This window comes from Aeromonas sp. EERV15 (assembly GCF_900079845.1).
GTDB classification, from domain to species: domain Bacteria; phylum Pseudomonadota; class Gammaproteobacteria; order Enterobacterales; family Aeromonadaceae; genus Aeromonas; species Aeromonas sobria.
In genome coordinates this window covers 168966-186693 of the sequence record NZ_FKKY02000005.1, presented here as the reverse complement: position 1 = coordinate 186693, position 17728 = coordinate 168966, and the positions used below count along the sequence as shown (strand labels likewise).

Here is a 17728-nt window from a genome sequence, read left to right as displayed (position 1 = left end):
AATTTCAGCCACTTGGCGCGGCGCATCACCCTGATCGCGCGGGCCCGGCGGCGGGTTTTGTGGCCGCCCATCGCGGGATGCGGGCGCAGGATCCCACTAATAACAACCGGAAGCCATGTATGAATGCTCTCACCACTGGCGGTCACGCCCTTCGTCATGACTGGACTCTCGCCGAGGTTCAGGCCCTGTTTGCCCTGCCGTTCAACGATCTGCTGTTTGCGGCCCAGACCGTACACCGCGCTCATTTCGACCCGAACGAAGTGCAGGTGAGCACCCTGCTCTCCATCAAGACCGGCGCTTGTCCGGAAGATTGCAAATACTGCCCCCAGAGCGCCCGCTACCACACCGGACTCGAGACCGAGCGGCTGATGGAGGTGGAGAAGGTGCTGGAGCGGGCCCGCGAGGCCAAGGCCAATGGCTCGTCCCGTTTCTGCATGGGGGCGGCCTGGCGCAACCCCAAAGAAAAAGACATGCCCTACGTCATCCGGATGATTGAGGAGGTGCGCGGGCTGGGGATGGAGACCTGCATGACCTTGGGCATGCTCACCGCCGATCAGGCTGCCCGTCTTGGCGCCGCAGGGCTCGATTACTACAACCACAACCTCGATACCTCGCCGGAGTTCTACGGCGAGATCATCTCTACCCGCACCTATCAGGACCGGCTAGATACTCTGGAGCATGTGCGTGGCGCGGGCATGAAGGTCTGCTCCGGCGGCATCGTCGGCATGGGCGAACAGGCCAAAGACCGTGCGGGCCTGTTGATGGCGCTGGCCAACTTGCCCCGTCACCCCGAGAGCGTGCCCATCAACATGCTGGTCAAGGTGAAAGGGACGCCGCTGGAGAACGAAGAGAACCTCGACCCGTTCGAATTTATCCGCACCATCGCCGTGGCGCGGATCATGATGCCCGCCTCCCATGTGCGCCTCTCCGCCGGGCGGGAGAAGATGAACGAGCAGATGCAGGCGATGTGCTTTATGGCGGGGGCCAACTCCATCTTCTACGGCTGCAAACTGCTGACCACCCCGAACCCGGACGAGAACAGCGATATGCAGCTGTTCAAGCGGCTCGGCATTCGCCCCGCCCAGCGCGCCCAGAAGCCGGATCAGGTCCAAGAAGAGGAGCTGCTGGCTGAGGTGAGTCGCCAGAGCGAGCCCGCCGAGATGTTTTATGACGCAACCCGCCCCCGTGCCGGGGCTGCGCGGTCATGACTGGCCCTGCAGTCACAGGCCCCTTTGCATTGGGCGCTGCGCTGGCCGGGCGCGAGCAGGCTGGCCTGCTGCGCAACCGCATCGCGACCGACGGGGCGAGTGGCGGGCGGCTCAGGGTAGCGGGGCGCGACTACCTCAATTTTTCCGCCAACGACTATCTGGGGCTGGCGGATCATCCCGCCATCAAGGCCGCCTTCAAAGCGGGGATTGACTGCTATGGCACGGGCTCCGGCGCCTCGCCGCTGGTGACCGGTTACAGTCGCGCTCACCAGCAGTTGGAAGAGACCCTAGCCGAGTGGCTCGGGGTGGAGGCGGTGCTGCTGTTCAATTGCGGTTTTTCGGCCAATCAGGCGGTGCTGAAAGCCCTGCTCGGCAAGGAGCATCTGCTGTGGCAGGACAAACTCAACCACGCCTCCTTGCAGGAGATGGGCAGCCAGCTCCCCTGCAAGATGAAGCGCTTTGGCCATAACGATATGGCGGCCCTTGAACGGCTGCTTGAGCCAAATCACGGGCTGATTGTCTCGGAAGGGGTGTTCAGCATGGACGGGGATCAGTGCCCCTGGGCTGAGCTCGCAACACTGGCAGCCCGGAGCGGCAACTGGCTGATGATCGACGATGCCCACGGCCTCGGCGTGCTGGGGGCCGAGGGGCGCGGCACCCTGGCGGCGCAGGGAGTAAATCCTGCCAACGTGCATATCCAGATGGGCACTTTTGGCAAGGCGCTCGGCGTCGCTGGCGCCTTTGTCGGCGGCAGTCGCGAGCTGGTGGAGTATCTGGTCAACTTTGCCCGCCACTATGTCTACAGCACCCATATGCCTGCCGCGCAGGCTTGCGCCGTCAGCAAGAGTATCGAACTGGTGCGCGCGGCTGATGAGTCCCGCGCCCATCTTGGTCAGCTGATCGCCCGCTTCCGGCAAGGGGCAAAGGCGCAGGGTTGGCAACTTGGTGCAAGCAATACCCCCATCCAGCCGCTGCTGGTGGGGGAGAGCAGTGCTGCCCTGCAACTGGCTGAACGGCTGCGCGAATGCGGCGTCTGGGTGAGCGCCATCCGCCCGCCCACGGTGCCGGTCGGTACGGCGCGGCTGCGTATTACCTTGAGCGCGGCTCACCGCGAACAGGATGTGGAGCGCCTGCTCGATGCCCTTGGCCCATGTTCGGGCAGTGCCACTTCGGAGGGATCTCACCATGGATGAGCGCTTCCAGTCGGTGGACAAAGCGCAGCTAGCCCGCCGCTTCGGTGCTGCCGCCTGTCATTACGATGCCCACGCCCATTTTCAGCAGGAGGTGGGTCAGGCGCTGCTCGAATTGATGCCGGACAGGTCGGTTGGCACTGATCTGACGGTCAACGGGCTGGATCTGGGCTGTGGCACCGGTTTTTTCTTGCCCCGGCTGGCGAATCGCTGTCACCAGCTGGTGGGGCTGGATCTGGCCCCCGGTATGCTGGCACAGGCCGCCTTGCGTGGCAGTGGTGCCCGCCTGCTCTGCGGCGATGCGGAGCAGCTGCCCTTTGCGAATGACTCGTTCGACTGGGTCTTTTCCAGTCTGGCGCTGCAGTGGTGCGAACGACCGGCCCACGCCTTTGGCGAGCTGCTGCGGGTGGTCAAACCGGGCGGCCAGATCTTTTTCTCGACCCTGCTCGATGAGTCGCTCTGGCAGTTGCGAGCCGCCTGGCAGCAGCTGGATGGTCGTGCCCATGTCAATCGCTTCCTCAGCCTGCCACAATTGGAGCAGGCGCTGGCTACCGCCGGGGTATCTGCTCCCGAGCTGCGTTGTATCACCTGGGATCTTGCCTATCAGGCATTGCCGCAGCTGTTGCGCGATCTCAAGGGGATCGGGGCTAATCAGGTTAACGACAATCAGCAAAATGCCGCACCGGCCGGGCTGAGCGGTCGCGCCAGATTGCAGCAGCTGGCACAGGCGTATGAAGCGTTTCGCCAGCCCGATGGCAGGCTGGTCGCCAGTTATCGGGTCTGTCTCGGACGCCTCAGCAAGCCTCGCTGAGCGTCGGGAATTGCAATATCTGCAGGGCAGTCAACGGCGCCCTGCCAAGGAGATAATCGTATGAAATCATTCTTTATCACCGGCACCGATACCGATGTGGGCAAGACGCTGGTGGCGCGTACCCTGCTGCGAGAATTCAGCGCACAGGGGATCAACTGTGCTGGCTACAAGCCGGTTTCTGCGGGATGTGCCCGCACCCCGGACGGGCTGCGCAATCTCGATGCGGTGTTGCTGCAAGAGGCGGCGAGCCTGCAACTGCCCTATGAGGTGGTCAATCCCTTTGCCTACGAGCCGCCGATTGCCCCCCACATCGCCGCCAGCGAGGCGCGCCAGCCCATCACCATGCAGGGCTTGAGCGAGGGGTTGCGCAAGATTGAACAAGCGGGGGCCGAATTGACGGTGGTGGAAGGGGCGGGGGGCTGGTATCTGCCGCTCGATCGCAAACACCTGTTATCGGATTGGGTAAAACAGGAAAACATGGCGGTGATCATGGTGGTGGGGGCCAAGCTGGGCTGCCTAAATCATGCGTTGCTCACCTTTGCCGCCATTCGTAATGATCAGCTGCCGGTTGCTGGCTGGGTAATTAATCGGCTCCATGGTTCCATGAGCCATTATCAGGAAAATCTGGACACCCTCAGAAGCTTGCTGCCTGCTCCCTTTCTGGGGGAAATTCCGTTTATAAACAATCCGCTTGAGGCCGATTTGCAGGGGCGTATCGATATATCTCCGCTACTTTAACGGCACATTCAGCGAACATTCATCGAATCCATCTAGAATGGCCACCATTAACATGAACAGGTGGATGACCGGCTGTCATGTCCTATTTTTCACAAGGAGTCTATATGAAGCGAATTATGCTATTCCTGGTGACCAACCTGGCCGTCATGCTGGTGCTGGGGGTGGTACTCAATATCCTGTTCTCGGTTCTGGGTATCAACAAGTCCAGCATTACTGGCCTGTTGATGTTTTGTGCCGTGTTCGGTTTTGGGGGTTCCTTTATCTCCTTGTTGATGTCCAAGTGGATGGCCAAGCGCAGCTACGGTGTCCAGGTCATCGAGCAACCCCGTAACGAGACCGAGCACTGGCTGGTGAGCACTGTGGCCCGTCAGGCCCGTGAAGCCGGGATCAAGATGCCGGAAGTGGGGATCTACGACTCTCCCGAGATGAACGCCTTTGCGACCGGTGCCCGCCGGGATGATTCGCTGGTGGCGGTCTCCTCCGGCCTGCTCTACAGCATGAGCCGTGACGAAGCCGAAGCTGTGCTGGCCCACGAAGTGAGCCACGTAGCCAACGGCGACATGGTGACCCTGACCCTGGTGCAAGGGGTGGTGAACACCTTCGTGATGTTCTTCGCTCGCATCGTGGCGGGTATTATCAGCAACTTCTTCAGCTCCAACAACAGTGAAGAGAGCAGCAGCAGCGGCGGCTTTGCCTACATGATCACCGTATTCGTGCTGGAGATGCTGTTTGGCGTACTGGCCTCCATGATCGTCATGTGGTTCAGCCGTCAGCGCGAGTTCCGTGCCGATGCAGGTGCCGCCAAGTTGGCGGGTCGCGACAAGATGATTGCCGCCCTTGAGCGTCTTTCCCGCGGTGCAGAGCCGCAGCTGGAAGGCTCCATGATGGCCTTTGGCATCAACGGCAAGCGCTCCATGAGCGAGCTGTTCATGAGCCACCCGCCCATCGAGCAGCGCATCGCCGCTCTGCGTGGTTGATTGATGCTGGATGTGGATTGCAGGGGATAACCCCGAATAAAGAAACGGCTGCCTTGGGGCAGCCGTTTTGCTTTGTAGCGTTTTTTAAAGTTTGAAGTGGCTCATCTCCTGGCGCAGCATGCGTGACAGCTGCTTGAGCTTGGATGCCTCTTGCGACACATGGCGGGCGGCATCCCCCGACTGCTCCGAGAGGGAGGTAATGTTGCCGACGGTGGAGACCACTTCGTTGGCGGCGGTAGATTGTTCGCGCAGGGTGTGGCTGATCTCCCCCATCAGGCCGGTCAGGTTAGAGGCGTGACTGCGGATGCTTGAAATCGCCTCACCGGTCTGGTTGGCCAGACTGACCCCGCGGGAGACGTTGTTGACTGTGGTTTCCATGCTGCGGATGGAGGCATCGGCCCCGCTCTGGATCTTGCTGATCATCCCGGTGATCTGCTGGGTTGAGGCGGCAGAGCGGCTGGCCAGATTGCGCACCTCGTCGGCGACCACCGCAAAGCCACGACCTTGCTCCCCTGCCCGCGCTGCCTCGATGGCGGCGTTGAGGGCCAACAGGTTGGTCTGATCGGCGATACTGCGGATCACCCCGATGATCTCCGAAATCTGCTGGGTATGACCGTTGAGCTCGGAGATGGTGCTGGCTGCTTCGCCCACGGTGGTGGAGATATTTTCGATGCTGTCCAGGGTCTCCTTGATAACCCCGGAACCCTCCTCCAGGGTATTGGCAGAGACCTTGCTCAGCTCGTCAGCATGGGTCGCGTTGTCGGAGAGGTGGCTGATGCTCACCACCAGCTCCTCGATGGCGGCCGCCATGGTCTGGGTGCTGCTTTGCTGGGAAGTGGCGAACAGCGCTGTCTGTTCGGCGATCTGGGCGATGCTGTCGGCAGAGTCGGACAACTCTTCGGTGGAGTGGGAAACCTTGGCGATGATCCCTTTGAGGGTGCTCTGCATGCCGCCGAGCAGGCCGATCAGACTCTCTTTCGAGCCTTGTGGCACCTTGATAGGCAGTGAGAAGTCCCCCATGGCGAGCAGATGGAGATCGGTTTTGAGCTGTTCGACCGACGTCCCCACCAGATCGAGCAGGGAGCGATAAGTACGCCAGAGGAAAAACATCAACACCAGGCCGAGGGCGATAAACAGATAGCGCAGCATGTCGGTATTGGTCATGGCGCTCTCGACCGCCTCCTGATTGCGCGCCTCCATCATCACGTAGAAGTCATCAATGGGGGACATGATGCGCCCCTTGTTCTGGTGATAGGCCTTGTCATGCATCATGGCGATGGCCTTTTGCTGGTTGGCGATCGGGTCGCCATCGGTCTGCTGCACCAGTTTGAAGGCAGCGACCTCGGTGTTGACCAGCGCATCCGAGTTGTTTTTGGCCTCGTTGAGCTTGGCGAGCTCCCCTTCGGTAAAACCGGCATCCTTCATCAGGTCGATCAGGCCACGGCGAACATTGCTGTCGGGGCGGGGATTCTGACCGTTGGCGGCGACGAAGTCCCAGTAGATACGGTTGTAGCCATCCGGTCTGGCTTGCTCACCGTTGCGAATGGCCAGGATCCGCATGTACTGCTGCTCGTAGGCGGGATCCTTGGTGATGACGTAGGTGCGCCCGAGTCGGGTCAGATCATCGGAGGATTGGCGCAGCTCATCGGCCAGCAGGTAGGAGACATATTGTTGCCGATAGCTCTCTTCCAGCTGTTTCCCCGCCCAGCTGTAGGCGAAGAACACCAGTGACAGCAGGATCAGGGTGATGACGGATAGCAGCAGGTTGAGCTGAAAGGCGGGCTTGTTCTGTTCCATGGTGTGGGCGTCCTTTCCCTATGGGGGAGTGTCGTATGGAGCATCGCCAAGTCAATGTCTGGCAAGGCTTTTTGCCCTGAGAGTATAGGAAGGAAACGCGCTCTTGCGGGTGGGGGAGGAGGAAAGGAAGGGCTCGTATCGAACAAAGTGACAAAAAATGACCGGGGTCAATTCCCCGGCCATCTGAGTTGACGTGAGTTAACGCGGCCCGATCACCAGATCATAAGATCTCAAGGTCGGTGAGCGGCACGGCGCAGCAGGTGAGGATCTTGCCCTCGGCCCGCTCGGCGGCGGTGATGGCGGGGGCATCGGGATGATCTACCTCGCCCGAGACCAGCGTCTGCTTGCAACTGCCGCAGATCCCGGCGCGGCAGCTCCAGGGCAGCTCAACCCCCTGCTTGTTGGCCTGATCCAGCACAGTGCCCTGATTGTTGCCGGTGAATGCCTGCTCCCCGATCTTGAGTTGCACCGCCTGATGGGGGCGGGCCACCGAGAGAATGGCGCCGCCAAAACTCTCCTGTCTGATCCGTGCAGCTGGTACGCCGAGGGCTGCGACGCTGGCTGCGGCATCGGCCATAAAGCCGTGGGGGCCGCAGATAAAGACCTCTTTTTCGGCCAGCCCTTTGACCCGTCGCAGATGCTCATCATTGAGTCGCCCTTGCAGCCCCTGCCAGTGGCTATCTGGCTGGCTCAGGATCAGGGTGAGCGTCATGCCCTGCTGCGCCATGGCGTGCAGTTCACTGGCGGCGGGAATGTCCGCTTCGCTGCGGCACAGGTGCATAAAGTGAGCATCTTCCAGCTCCCCGCGCAGCGCCAGGGTGTGGGCAATCGCCAGCATGGGGGTGACGCCGGAGCCTGCGGAGAGCAACAGGAGATTGCGCTCGCGGCCCAAGTGAAACTCGCCTGCGGGATTAGCTGCCAGCAGCCGGTCACCCACCTGCAACTGTTGGTGCAGCCAGTGGGAGATGCGGCCCCCCCCCACCTTCTTGACGCTGATGCTGTAACGTTCCGGGTGATCCGGCGTGGAGCTCAGGGTATAGCGCCGTTGGATCCGCTCATTTTTGATATCGAGACTAATGGGCAGATGCTGGCCCGGCAGGTAGTCGGGCAGGGGCTCGCCATCGGCCGCCTCGAACCAGAAGGTCTCCAGATCCCGCGCCAGCGGTTCGCGGGCCACGCAGCGCAGCTCGCGCTTTTTCGGTGCGGCGGCGGGATAGACCACTGGACGGGTGCGCTCCAGCACCTCGATCTCGCTGCCCGCCTCAATCCACCCCTCGTTCAGGGCCACCAGATTCTGGCCGAAGTAGACCTCGCCATCCTCGCCACGGCGGTAGCGGGTGAGGGTGGCCAGCGGCTCTTTCAGGGCGTTGAAACGATCGGTGCCCGCTTCCACCGTGGTCATGATGCAGCGGCTGCAGGGCTTGACCACTTTAAATTCCACCTCGCCGATGCGGATACGCACCCAGCTGTCCTCCTCGAAGGGCTGGGTGCCGCTTGCTACCAGATTGGTGCGGAACTGGCTCATCTGGTGCAGGGCATCGGAGCGCAGATTGAGATCCTCAAGGGAGGCCTGGCTTATCAGCAGCAGCGGATAACCGTCGGCAAAGCTGACCCGGGTGCCGGTCTTTTCGCGAAAACGATCAGAGGTTTCACCCAGCCAGAGCAGTTGCACCGTTTCCCCAGCCACCCGGCTTAGCCACCCATCGGCTTTGGGGTCGGTATGCAGCGCGGTGAAGCGGTCGCTCCAGACCCCGGTGGCCTGCGGGGCGCGGCTGAAGTCGGCCTCTTGCAGGGTCAGCGGTTCAAAGCCCGGATAGCGCAGTTGCAAGCCCCCTTCGATGGGGGTAGCGACGACCTGCTGCAGTTGGGGATGGGTGCGGGCGGTGATAAAGGTGCCGTCCGGTTTGACCACCATGTAGCGGCGATCCCCTGCCAGTCCCTCTTCGGTCACCCGAGCGCGAGCCAGCGGCATGCCCGCAGTCGATTTGATGGGGTAGAGGTGAATGCTGTCTAGCCTGGGCATCTTCGTATCCTTGTGACGCGGCGCGTTCGCCTGGAAAAAGGGGAACATAACGGTTCCCTGGCGATCCGGCAATCCTTTCAGGGGGGCGGTCTATAGTTGGGAAAACAGAACAAGAGGGTATCGGGATGAAAATAAGCTGGTTGCTGGCGGGGAGCCTTTTTTGCCACGGGCTCTGGGCACAGGAGCTGACCCTGACCACGGGAGAGTATCCGCCTTACTGCTCCGAGACACTGAAATATCAGGGGCTTATCCCCCATGTGGTGAGCGAGGCGTTCAAGAGTGAAGGGGTGAGCGTCAAGTTCCAGTTTCTGCCCTGGAAGCGGGCCTTTCGCTTGTCAGAGGAGGGGGTGGTGGATGGCACTGTCCACTGGTATGAGTCGAGCGAGCGGCGCAAAACCCATCTCTACAGCGATCCCATCCTGAGCGAAACCTACGTCTGGTTCTATCTCAAGTCAGATCCGCTTGAATGGAAAGGCTATCGGGATCTGGCGGATCGCAAGCTGGCTGCGGTCAGTGGCTATACCTACAATGCAGATTTTTTTGCAGCCATCACGCAGGTGCCACTACAGGTACAGTTCGTCACCCGGCTGCGCCAGAGCTTCGATCTGCTGCTCTCCGGTCGCGCCGACCTGACGCTTGAGAACATCGATGTCGGCTACTACTCCCTGCGTCAGTTCTACCCGGCCAGCACGGTCGATCTCTTCGCAACCCATTCAAAACCCGTGATGAAAGTCGAAGGTCACCTGCTGATCAGCCGCAAGCGCGCCAACGCTGACGAGCTGATCAAAACCTTCAATCGGGGGCTCGCCAAACTGAAAGCCAGCGGTCAGCTGGATAAGATGTTACTTGAGTCACGTTCTGGTCTCTATGAACCATAAAGTGCAACATTTTTTGATCCTGATTCGCTAATCAGTACAAAAAAGCCGCCACTATCGACTCAGTTCCCAGTTTCTAACGCTTTCGCTTCTTCCCTCTCTGGCCACCGTCCGCTTCGGCGACACGGTATCAAGTGCTATCGGAGTGGGCCTGTTACCCAACAAGAAGAAAGCAATGTATGAGCAAACAACTGGACATGACCCCACAGCCGGATCTCTCCCTGAAAACGGGAACAGGCCCGGTGCGTACCCGGCTGCCCGTTTGGCGGCCGGCCCTGCCACCCTGCAATCACGCCTGCCCGGCCGGAGAAAATATCCAGGCCTGGCTCTCTTTGGCGCAGGCGGGTAACTTTGAGGCTGCTTGGCAGACCTTGATCGAAGAGAACCCGCTGCCCGCCATTCATGGCCGGGTCTGCTATCACCCCTGCGAGAGTGCCTGCAATCGCGGTCAGGTGGATGAATCCGTCTCCATCCATGCCATCGAGCGTTTCCTCGGCGACGAGGCGCTGGTCCATGGCTGGCTGCCTGCGCCGCCTGCCCCTGCCAGCGGCAAGAAGGTGCTGGTGATTGGTGCCGGGCCCTCCGGCCTCTCCTGCGCCTGGCACCTCAACCGGCTCGGCCATCAGGTGGAGATCCGCGAAGCGGGGCCGCTCGCCGGGGGCATGCTGCGCTTTGGTATTCCCGCTTACCGCTTGCCCCGCGATGTGCTGGATCGGGAGGTGGCCCGCATCGTGGCCGCAGGTGTCACTCTCACCCTCAACCACAAGGTGGAGGATGTGCTGCGCGAGCGCGATGAGGGGGGCTTTGACGCCGTCTTTATGGCTATCGGTGCCCATCTGGCCAAGCGGGTCGATATTCCGGCCCGGGAGGCGGGCAAGATCCTTGATGCGGTGAGTTTCCTCGAACAGGCCAGTCTGGCCGAAGAGCAGGGCTTGCCGCCCCCCAAACTGGGACGGCGGGTGGCCATCTATGGCGGCGGCAACACCGCCATGGACGCGGCCCGCACCGCCCGCCGCCTCGGTGTGGAAGAGGCGATGATCATCTACCGCCGCGACCGGGATCATATGCCCGCCCACGCCTTTGAAGCCGACGAGGCCGAAGAGGAGGGGATCAAGATCAACTGGCTGCGCAGCATTCGCCAGCTCGACAACACCAGCATCGAAGTGGAGGTGATGGCGCTGGATGCCGAGGGCAAGCCGGTGCCCACCGGCAAGTTTGAAACCCTCGAAGCGGACTCCCTGATCCTGGCGCTCGGTCAGGAGGTCGACCTCTCGGTGCTGGAGAGCATTCCCGGCGTGCGGGTCAACAAGGAGGGAGTGGTGCAGGTGGCGGGCAACCTGATGACGGATGTGCCGGGTCTCTTTGCGGGCGGCGACATGGTGCCCTCCGAGCGCACCGTTACCATCGCCACCGGCCATGGCAAGAAGGCGGCGCGCCATATGGATGCCTGGCTGCGCGGTCGCCACTACCACAAACCGCTCTCCTACCCGCTGGTGGGGCCCGAGCAGTTGCAACTCTGGTTCCAGACCCACGCCCCGGCCAGCAGTCAGCCGGTCAAACCGGCGTGGGCGCGGGATGACTTTGGCGAGATCATCGGCGGTCTGGATGAGGTGGCCGCCCGCTACGAGGCGGCGCGCTGCTACTCCTGCGGCAACTGCTTCGAGTGCGACGGCTGCTATGGCAGCTGCCCCGAGCAGGCCATCGCCAAGCTGGGGCCGGGCAAGGGCTATCAGGTGGATGCCGTGCGCTGCACCGGCTGCGGTGCCTGCCACGACCAGTGCCCCTGTCACGCCATCGAGCTACGCCAACCGGAGGAGTCCCAATGAAACATGAACTGATCATGGTTGACGGCAACGAAGCCGCGGCCCGGGTGGCGTACCAGCTGAGCGAAGTGTGTGCCATCTACCCCATCACCCCGAGCTCGACCATGGCCGAACTGGCCGACGCCTGGGCGGATGAGAAGCAGACCAACCTGTGGGGCAACATTCCCACAGTCGTAGAGATGCAGAGCGAAGGGGGGGCGGCCGGTACGGTACACGGCGCCCTGCAGGCGGGGGCGCTCGCCACCACCTTCACCGCCAGTCAGGGGCTGATGCTGATGCTGCCCAACATGTACAAGATCGCCGGTGAATTGACCGCGGCGGTATTCCATGTGGCGGCCCGCTCGCTGGCGGCGCAGGGGCTGTCGATTTTTGGCGACCATCAGGATGTGATGGCGGCACGTAGCACCGGCTTTGCCATGCTCGCTTCCGGTTCGGTGCAGGAGGCGCAGGACTTGGCCTTGGTTGCCCACAGCGTCACCCTGCAGTGCCGGGTGCCCTTTATCCACTTCTTCGACGGCTTTCGCACCTCCCACGAGGTGAACAAGATCACTGCCCTGCATCGGGATGAAATTCGCGCCCTTATCGACAACGACTGGGTACGCGCCCACCGTGCGCGGGCCCTCAACCCGGATCATCCGGTGATGCGTGGCACCGCCCAGAACCCGGATACCTATTTCCAGTCCCGCGAGAGCGTCAACCCCTTCTACGAGGCGGTACCGGCGCGGGTGCAGCAGTGCATGGACAACCTCGGTGAGTTGACCGGCCGCCACTACAAGCTGGTGGAGTACCACGGTGCGCCCGATGCCACCGATGTGATCGTGCTGATGGGCTCGGGGGCGGCCACCGCCCGCACGACCGTGGATTGGCTCAACCGGCAGGATCGCAAGACCGGGGTGCTGGTCATTCGCCTCTATCGCCCCTTCCCGGTACAGGCGCTGCTCGATGTGCTGCCGCAGAGCGTGCGCCGCATTGCTGTGCTGGATCGCACCAAGGAGCCGGGCGCCGGTGGCGAGCCGCTGCTGCTGGATGTGCAGAGTGCCCTTATCGACGGCTTGCAGCGCGGCCTTATCAAGCGGCTGCCCTGGCTCAGTGGCGGTCGCTATGGCCTCTCTTCCAAAGAGTTCACCCCCGCCATGTGCGCGGCTGTGTTCGAGGAGCTGGCATCCGATGCGCCGCGCCCCCGCTTTACCGTGGGGATTGTCGATGATGTGTCGGGCCTCAGTCTGGCCTGGCACCCCATCGGCGATCTGGAGCCTGCCAGCCGGGTGCGGGCGCTCTTCTTCGGCCTTGGTGCCGACGGCACGGTCGGCGCCAACAAGAACAGCATCAAGATCATCGGCGAGCTGGAGGGCTTCCACGCTCAGGGCTACTTCGTCTACGACTCCAAGAAGTCGGGCTCGCGCACCGTCTCCCACCTGCGCTTTGGCCCCGAGCCCATCGACGCCCCCTGGCTTATCGAGCAGGCGAGCTTTATCGGTTGCCACCAGTGGGGTTTTGTCGAGTCGGTGGATCTGCTGGAGCACGCCGCCGAAGGGGCGACCCTGCTGCTCAATGCTCCCTATGAGGCGGACAAGGTGTGGGGCCAGCTGCCCGAGCGGCTGCGCGCCCGTATTCGCGCCCTCAATATCCAGCTCTACTGCATCGATGGGGATCGGGTGGCCGAGCAAAACGGCATGGGCAATCGCATCAACACCATCATGCAGACCTGCTTCTTCGCGCTGGCCGGAGTCTTGCCGCGGGATGAGGCCATTGCGCTGATCAAGGAGAGCATCGAGAAGAGTTATGCCCGCAAGGGGCCCGAGGTGGTCGAGCGCAACTTCGCGGCGGTGGACGATACCCTGGCTCACCTCTGCAAGGTGGTGATCCCGGCCGGTGACGAGCAGATCAGCGACTATCCGCTGCCACTGGCACCGGGTGGCAGCGAGTTTGTCCAGCGGGTCACTGGCGAGATGCTGGCGGGGCGAGGCGATCTGATCCCTGTCTCCATGCTGCCGGTGGATGGCACTTACCCCACCGCCACCAGCCGTTTCGAGAAGCGCGATATCGCCCGCGAGATCCCCATCTGGCACTCCGATATCTGCATCCAGTGCGGCAACTGTGTCTTTGTCTGCCCCCACGCGGCGCTGCGGGCCAAGTTCTACCATCAGGACTGGCTGGCGACCGCCCCCGAGGCGGCCCAGTCGGTGCCCGTTACCGCCAAGGGCTTCCCTGACAGCCGCTACACCTTGCAGCTCTATCCGGAGGATTGCACCGGCTGCGGTCAGTGTGTGCAGGCTTGTCCGGTACGGGCCGGGGCTAATGAGGAACATGAAGGTACGCGCGCCATCACCATGCTGGACAAGGCGCCCCATCTGGCGGGCCAGAAGCAGGCGCTGCGCTGGTTCGAGAGCCTGCCCTGGCCTGCCCGCGAGCGGGTGGACTTCTCCACCGTGCGCGGTGCCCAGTTCCTCGAACCCCTGTTCGAGTTCTCCGGCGCCTGCGCCGGTTGTGGCGAGACCCCGTATCTCAAGCTGCTGACCCAGCTGTTTGGCGATCGCATGCTGGTGGCCAACGCCACCGGCTGCTCCTCCATCTATGGCGGTAACCTGCCGACCACGCCGTGGGCCAAGAACGGGGAAGGGAAGGGGCCGGCTTGGTCCAACTCCCTGTTCGAGGATAACGCCGAGTTCGGCTTTGGTTTTCGTCTCACCGCCGATCAGCATCACGGTCAGGCGGTGGCGGCCTTGCAGGCGATGAAGGGGGAGCTGGGAGAGGCATTGGTCGATACCCTGATTAGCGCCCCGCAGCGGCTAGAGTCGGAGATCCGCGCCCAGCGCACCCGGGTCGCGCAAGTGCGTGAGCGGTTGGAGGAGGTGAAGTCCGGCAAGGCTCGCGAGCTGTTGTCACTCATCGATCAGCTGGTGCGCCGCTCGGTCTGGATCGTCGGCGGCGATGGCTGGGCCTATGACATCGGCTCGGCGGGGCTCGATCACGTGCTCGCCTCCGGGCGCGATGTGAACGTGCTGGTGATGGATACCGAGGTCTACTCCAACACCGGCGGCCAGATGTCGAAATCGACGCCGCTCGGTGCCGTCGCCAAGTTCGCGGCGGGAGGCAAGACGCTGGCCAAGAAGGATGTGGCGTTGCAGGCCATCTCCTACGGCAACGTATATGTTGCCCGCATCGCCTTTGGTGCCAACCCGCAGCAGGCGCTGCAAGCGTTGCGTGAGGCTGAGGCCTATCCGGGCCCGTCGCTGATCATCGCCTACAGCCACTGCATCGCCCACGGCATCGATATGGAGTTTGGCCTGACCCAGCAAAAACGTGCCGTGGCCTCCGGTCACTGGCCGCTGATGCGCTACAACCCGCTGCTGCGCAGTGCGGGGCAGAACCCCTTTAGCCTCGATAGCCTGCGCCCCTCCATTCCCCTCGCTGAATACCGCCAAGAGGAGACCCGTTATCGGGTGCTGGCCCAGAGCCATCCGGAGGAGGCCGAACGGCTGATGCAGGTGGCGCAACAAGTGGCGTGGCAGAAGTGGGCCACTTACGAGGAGATGGCCACCCGCGAAGCCAGCCATTTCCATCCGCCGGTGTGAGGATTTGTTGAGTGAAATATAACCAAGCGGGTCGCTGGCCCGCTTTTTATCTGGTCATCAAAGTAAATATATGTTTACACACATATATTTTTTATTGTAGATGTATAAGCGTTGAGTATTAATGAGACTGTTAATTATCTATAAAACAAGTGCGATAGTTATATTGTTCATGTATAAAAAGCGACTAGTGTTATTAACGGTTTGGTGGTGATGCATCTAAATTAGATAATTATGTTGTTGATGTTTTAGTCTGGACTTAGCAGGATGTATGAAGATTTCATATATTGTTATGTAGGCTTTATGATAAGTAGTTGTGATTTATAGGAGCGTTGTAAATGACAGATTTAGAGAAATCTTTAGAAAGTTGGAAAGCAATCACTGATGAGAATGCTCATTATGACTCGGTAGGTGCTTTAGCTGAGGCAACGGTCTCAACAAGTCCAATTATGGATAAATTATCAACTTGGGCGGCGGCAGGCAGCGCTGCAGTTGCTGGTTTATCAGTAACCAATGTCGATAAAATGGCTCATTTTTATGAGCAATCAGAACTTAAAGTTTTATTTTCTTGTTTAGCTGCCTCGCTACTGTTTTCATTGTTTCAAAAATATTATGCAATGTTGTGTTCGCTTAGCATTTCTAGTTCAATCGAAGTCAGAGAGCGTTTAGTTCCAATAATAGATGATTATGAGCAGCATGTTCAGAAGATCGAAGAAATGGCAGAAAGAAATGGGTTGGATATCAAAACCGAGTTTTATTTAATGAAAAGTATTTCATCTTTCCAAGACATATTCCCATGGTATATGAAGCTGATTTTGAACAAAGCAATGAGTAAGATAAAAGAAAATCGGAACTATCATCATAAACGAATGCTGGTAAATTATTTTTGGCAGAGCGTGACACTATTTATCCAGTACTTTGCTTTAGTTGTATTTGTTAGTATGTCTGCAGTTTATATTTAGATTCAATTTTATAAAGGAGGGTGACGACATATGGATATATTCGCACAGTCAGAACAATTATCGGAAGAGTTACATAGGCTCATTGATTGTTCACTTTTTGAAAATTCAGAACGCGTTGTTATTAGTGATGTGGCATGTAGCTTATCGTTGGAACATTGGCATTCAATAAGAGTGACTTTAGAACTTGGCTACCTACCTTCTGCTCTTGTCGTTCATAGGTCTCAATTTGAATCGATAGTTCGTTCCATTTGGTTATTATATAGTGCTTCAGATACTCAGTTAGCAAAGCTGAGTGTAGAATTGACTTTAGAGTCAGAGCAAGCAGCTAAAAATATTCCACAAATGTCGCAAATGATGGAAGCACTAGCAAAGGATGCTCCTCTAGAAGCATTCAAGGCACTTTCTCGTTTTAAAGATCATTCATGGAAAGCTTTAAACTCTTATGTACATGCAGGCATCCATCCTATTCGAAGGCATAGTGAAGGATATCCAGTAAAGCTAATTCATGATGTGCTCAAAAATGCAAATGGATTAGCTATTTTAGCTTGTATGCAGTCTGTTATATTATCTGGTCGGCAGCCCCTGCAACGTGAAATATTGAAGTTGGCAGAAAAAAGAGCAATTTGTATGCCTCCGATATTAGATAATATCTAACAATTTTCTGAGTTAAGTTCTGTGAGTGTAGCTTTTGCACTTTTTTCTGTCCCTCAAGCTGACCGAGCGAGGGAAGCGATGTAGGGAGAAATATGGCTCCCGATATCCCTAACAAATAGAAACAAAATACCGACGTCTTGGCGGTATTTGTCTATCAGCAGGCCAAGGCTTCCTTTTCCTACCAAGGCAGGTAAGCTGCGGGGCAAATAGCGTCAAGCAGGAGAAGGGACGATGACAGAGCAAGATGTAGCCGGGACGATCGGCATTCTGGGGGCGGGGTGGCTCGGGCTGCCGCTGGCGCGTGCTCTGCTGGCGGCAGGTAAGCCGGTGGCGGTGACGGTCAGCAGCGCCGAGAAGGCGGCCCGTCTGCAGGGGGAGGGGATCGCTGCCCATCCGCTGATGATTTCTGCCCATATGCCCGCCGCTGATAACAAAGAGCAGTGGCCCATTCCCTGCGAGAGTCTGGTGATCTGCGTGCCGCCCAGCAAGACCGATGACTATCCGCAGGCTGTGGCAAAGGCCTGTCAGCTTGCCAAAGCGAATGGCACCCGGCGGGTATTGTTTGTCAGCGCCACCTCGGTATGGGGCGCGGGGCAGCAGGAGGGGGAAGAACCCCAACCCCGCCATGCCCGTGGCGAGCGGATGCTGGCGGCGGAGCAGGCGGTGCTGGCGGCCGGTTTCAAGGCGGTGATGATAGTGCGCCCCTCCGGCCTTTATGGCCCGGATCGCCATCCCGGTCGTTTCCTGGCAGGCAAGACCCTGGATGGCGGCGCCCAGTCGGTCAATCTGGTTCATCTGGACGATGTGGTGGCGGCTTGCATGCTGCTGCTGGAGCGGGGTAAGGACGGGGATGTCTTCAACCTGAGCGCGCCTGTGCATCCGCGCCGCGAGCAGTTCTACCCCTTTGCAGCCCGCCAGCAGGGGCTGCCTGTGCCGGTCTTTATCGAGCCTGCCGGTGAATTTCAGCCCATCGACGGTCAGCTGATTTGCCAGCAGATGGGATTCAACTATCGCTGGCCCGATCCGGCCCACTGGTTTGCCGAGCTCGCCGCCTCGGGCAATTGAGGTTTGCCAAGGGGGTGATCGCCCCCTATCATG

Annotated in this window: 13 protein-coding genes; 11 read left to right on the top strand and 2 right to left on the bottom strand. The window is 59.9% G+C overall.

Annotation, left to right across the window (positions count from 1 at the left end; all coding sequences use genetic code 11):
• Positions 1-119 precede the first annotated feature (119 nt).
• The 5 genes from bioB (at position 120) to htpX (ending at position 4924) form a co-directional block, all read left to right on the top strand.
• The gene (bioB, locus tag BN4575_RS06345) at positions 120-1208 is read left to right on the top strand and encodes a biotin synthase BioB (RefSeq protein ID WP_068977568.1); all 1089 of its coding nucleotides are present in this window, start codon (positions 120-122) and stop codon (positions 1206-1208) included.
• A complete protein-coding gene (bioF, locus tag BN4575_RS06340; RefSeq protein WP_068977567.1) occupies positions 1205-2401 on the top strand; it encodes an 8-amino-7-oxononanoate synthase in 1197 nt (398 codons plus the stop codon). The genes bioB and bioF overlap by 4 nt, the downstream gene beginning before the upstream one ends.
• Positions 2394-3209 carry a malonyl-ACP O-methyltransferase BioC gene (bioC, locus tag BN4575_RS06335; RefSeq protein ID WP_068977566.1) on the top strand — a complete coding sequence of 272 codons (816 nt, stop codon included), beginning with the start codon at positions 2394-2396 and terminating at the stop codon, positions 3207-3209. Before bioF ends, bioC begins: the two co-directional genes overlap by 8 nt.
• 60 nt (positions 3210-3269) lie before the next feature.
• Entirely contained in the window at positions 3270-3947 is a 678-nt protein-coding gene (bioD, locus tag BN4575_RS06330; protein ID WP_068977565.1) for a dethiobiotin synthase, read from the top strand.
• A 104-nt stretch (positions 3948-4051) separates the two neighbouring features.
• Positions 4052-4924 (top strand): protease HtpX, encoded by an 873-nt coding sequence (htpX, locus tag BN4575_RS06325; protein WP_068977564.1) that lies wholly within the window; start codon positions 4052-4054, stop codon positions 4922-4924.
• A gap of 84 nt (positions 4925-5008) precedes the next feature.
• Here htpX and BN4575_RS06320 read toward each other — a convergent pair whose 3' ends face one another.
• Positions 5009-6721 (bottom strand): methyl-accepting chemotaxis protein, encoded by a 1713-nt coding sequence (locus BN4575_RS06320; RefSeq protein WP_068977563.1) that lies wholly within the window; start codon positions 6719-6721, stop codon positions 5009-5011.
• 220 nt (positions 6722-6941) lie between these two features.
• Complete coding sequence (locus BN4575_RS06315; RefSeq protein WP_068977562.1) at positions 6942-8744, bottom strand: MOSC N-terminal beta barrel domain-containing protein; 1803 nt, start codon at positions 8742-8744, stop codon at positions 6942-6944.
• Between the two features lie 125 nt (positions 8745-8869).
• Here BN4575_RS06315 and BN4575_RS06310 point away from each other — a divergent pair, with 125 nt between their 5' ends.
• The 6 genes from BN4575_RS06310 to BN4575_RS06290 all read left to right on the top strand — a co-directional run bounded on the left by BN4575_RS06310 (position 8870) and on the right by BN4575_RS06290 (position 17695).
• Positions 8870-9622, top strand: coding sequence for a substrate-binding periplasmic protein (locus BN4575_RS06310; protein ID WP_068977561.1), 753 nt, complete (start codon positions 8870-8872; stop codon positions 9620-9622).
• Between the two features lie 176 nt (positions 9623-9798).
• Positions 9799-11445, top strand: a complete 1647-nt coding sequence (locus BN4575_RS06305; protein WP_068977560.1) for an NAD(P)-binding protein — start codon at positions 9799-9801, stop codon at positions 11443-11445.
• Positions 11442-15017, top strand: coding sequence for a pyruvate:ferredoxin (flavodoxin) oxidoreductase (gene nifJ, locus BN4575_RS06300; RefSeq protein WP_068977559.1), 3576 nt, complete (start codon positions 11442-11444; stop codon positions 15015-15017). The genes BN4575_RS06305 and nifJ overlap by 4 nt, the downstream gene beginning before the upstream one ends.
• Positions 15018-15352: 335 nt before the next feature.
• Positions 15353-15976, top strand: coding sequence for a hypothetical protein (locus BN4575_RS06295; protein WP_068977558.1), 624 nt, complete (start codon positions 15353-15355; stop codon positions 15974-15976).
• A gap of 30 nt (positions 15977-16006) precedes the next feature.
• Entirely contained in the window at positions 16007-16630 is a 624-nt protein-coding gene (locus tag BN4575_RS21660) for a DUF6988 family protein (protein ID WP_141689728.1), read from the top strand.
• A gap of 231 nt (positions 16631-16861) precedes the next feature.
• Entirely contained in the window at positions 16862-17695 is an 834-nt protein-coding gene (locus tag BN4575_RS06290; protein ID WP_068977557.1) for an NAD-dependent epimerase/dehydratase family protein, read from the top strand.
• Positions 17696-17728 lie beyond the last annotated feature (33 nt).

Bases quoted from the DNA above. Each gene is read 5' to 3' on its own strand.
- BN4575_RS06310 (WP_068977561.1), top strand. From the start codon at position 8,870: ATGAAAATAAGCTGGTTGCTGGCGGGGAGCCTTTTTTGCCACGGGCTC.
- BN4575_RS06290 (WP_068977557.1), top strand. From the start codon at position 16,862: ATGACAGAGCAAGATGTAGCCGGGACGATCGGCATTCTGGGGGCGGGG.
- bioB (WP_068977568.1), top strand. From the start codon at position 120: ATGAATGCTCTCACCACTGGCGGTCACGCCCTTCGTCATGACTGGACT.
- bioC (WP_068977566.1), top strand. From the start codon at position 2,394: ATGGATGAGCGCTTCCAGTCGGTGGACAAAGCGCAGCTAGCCCGCCGC.
- BN4575_RS06295 (WP_068977558.1), top strand. From the start codon at position 15,353: ATGACAGATTTAGAGAAATCTTTAGAAAGTTGGAAAGCAATCACTGAT.
- bioF (WP_068977567.1), top strand. From the start codon at position 1,205: ATGACTGGCCCTGCAGTCACAGGCCCCTTTGCATTGGGCGCTGCGCTG.
- htpX (WP_068977564.1), top strand. From the start codon at position 4,052: ATGAAGCGAATTATGCTATTCCTGGTGACCAACCTGGCCGTCATGCTG.
- BN4575_RS06315 (WP_068977562.1), bottom strand. From the start codon at position 8,744: ATGCCCAGGCTAGACAGCATTCACCTCTACCCCATCAAATCGACTGCG.
- nifJ (WP_068977559.1), top strand. From the start codon at position 11,442: ATGAAACATGAACTGATCATGGTTGACGGCAACGAAGCCGCGGCCCGG.
- BN4575_RS06305 (WP_068977560.1), top strand. From the start codon at position 9,799: ATGAGCAAACAACTGGACATGACCCCACAGCCGGATCTCTCCCTGAAA.
- BN4575_RS21660 (WP_141689728.1), top strand. From the start codon at position 16,007: ATGGATATATTCGCACAGTCAGAACAATTATCGGAAGAGTTACATAGG.
- bioD (WP_068977565.1), top strand. From the start codon at position 3,270: ATGAAATCATTCTTTATCACCGGCACCGATACCGATGTGGGCAAGACG.
- BN4575_RS06320 (WP_068977563.1), bottom strand. From the start codon at position 6,721: ATGGAACAGAACAAGCCCGCCTTTCAGCTCAACCTGCTGCTATCCGTC.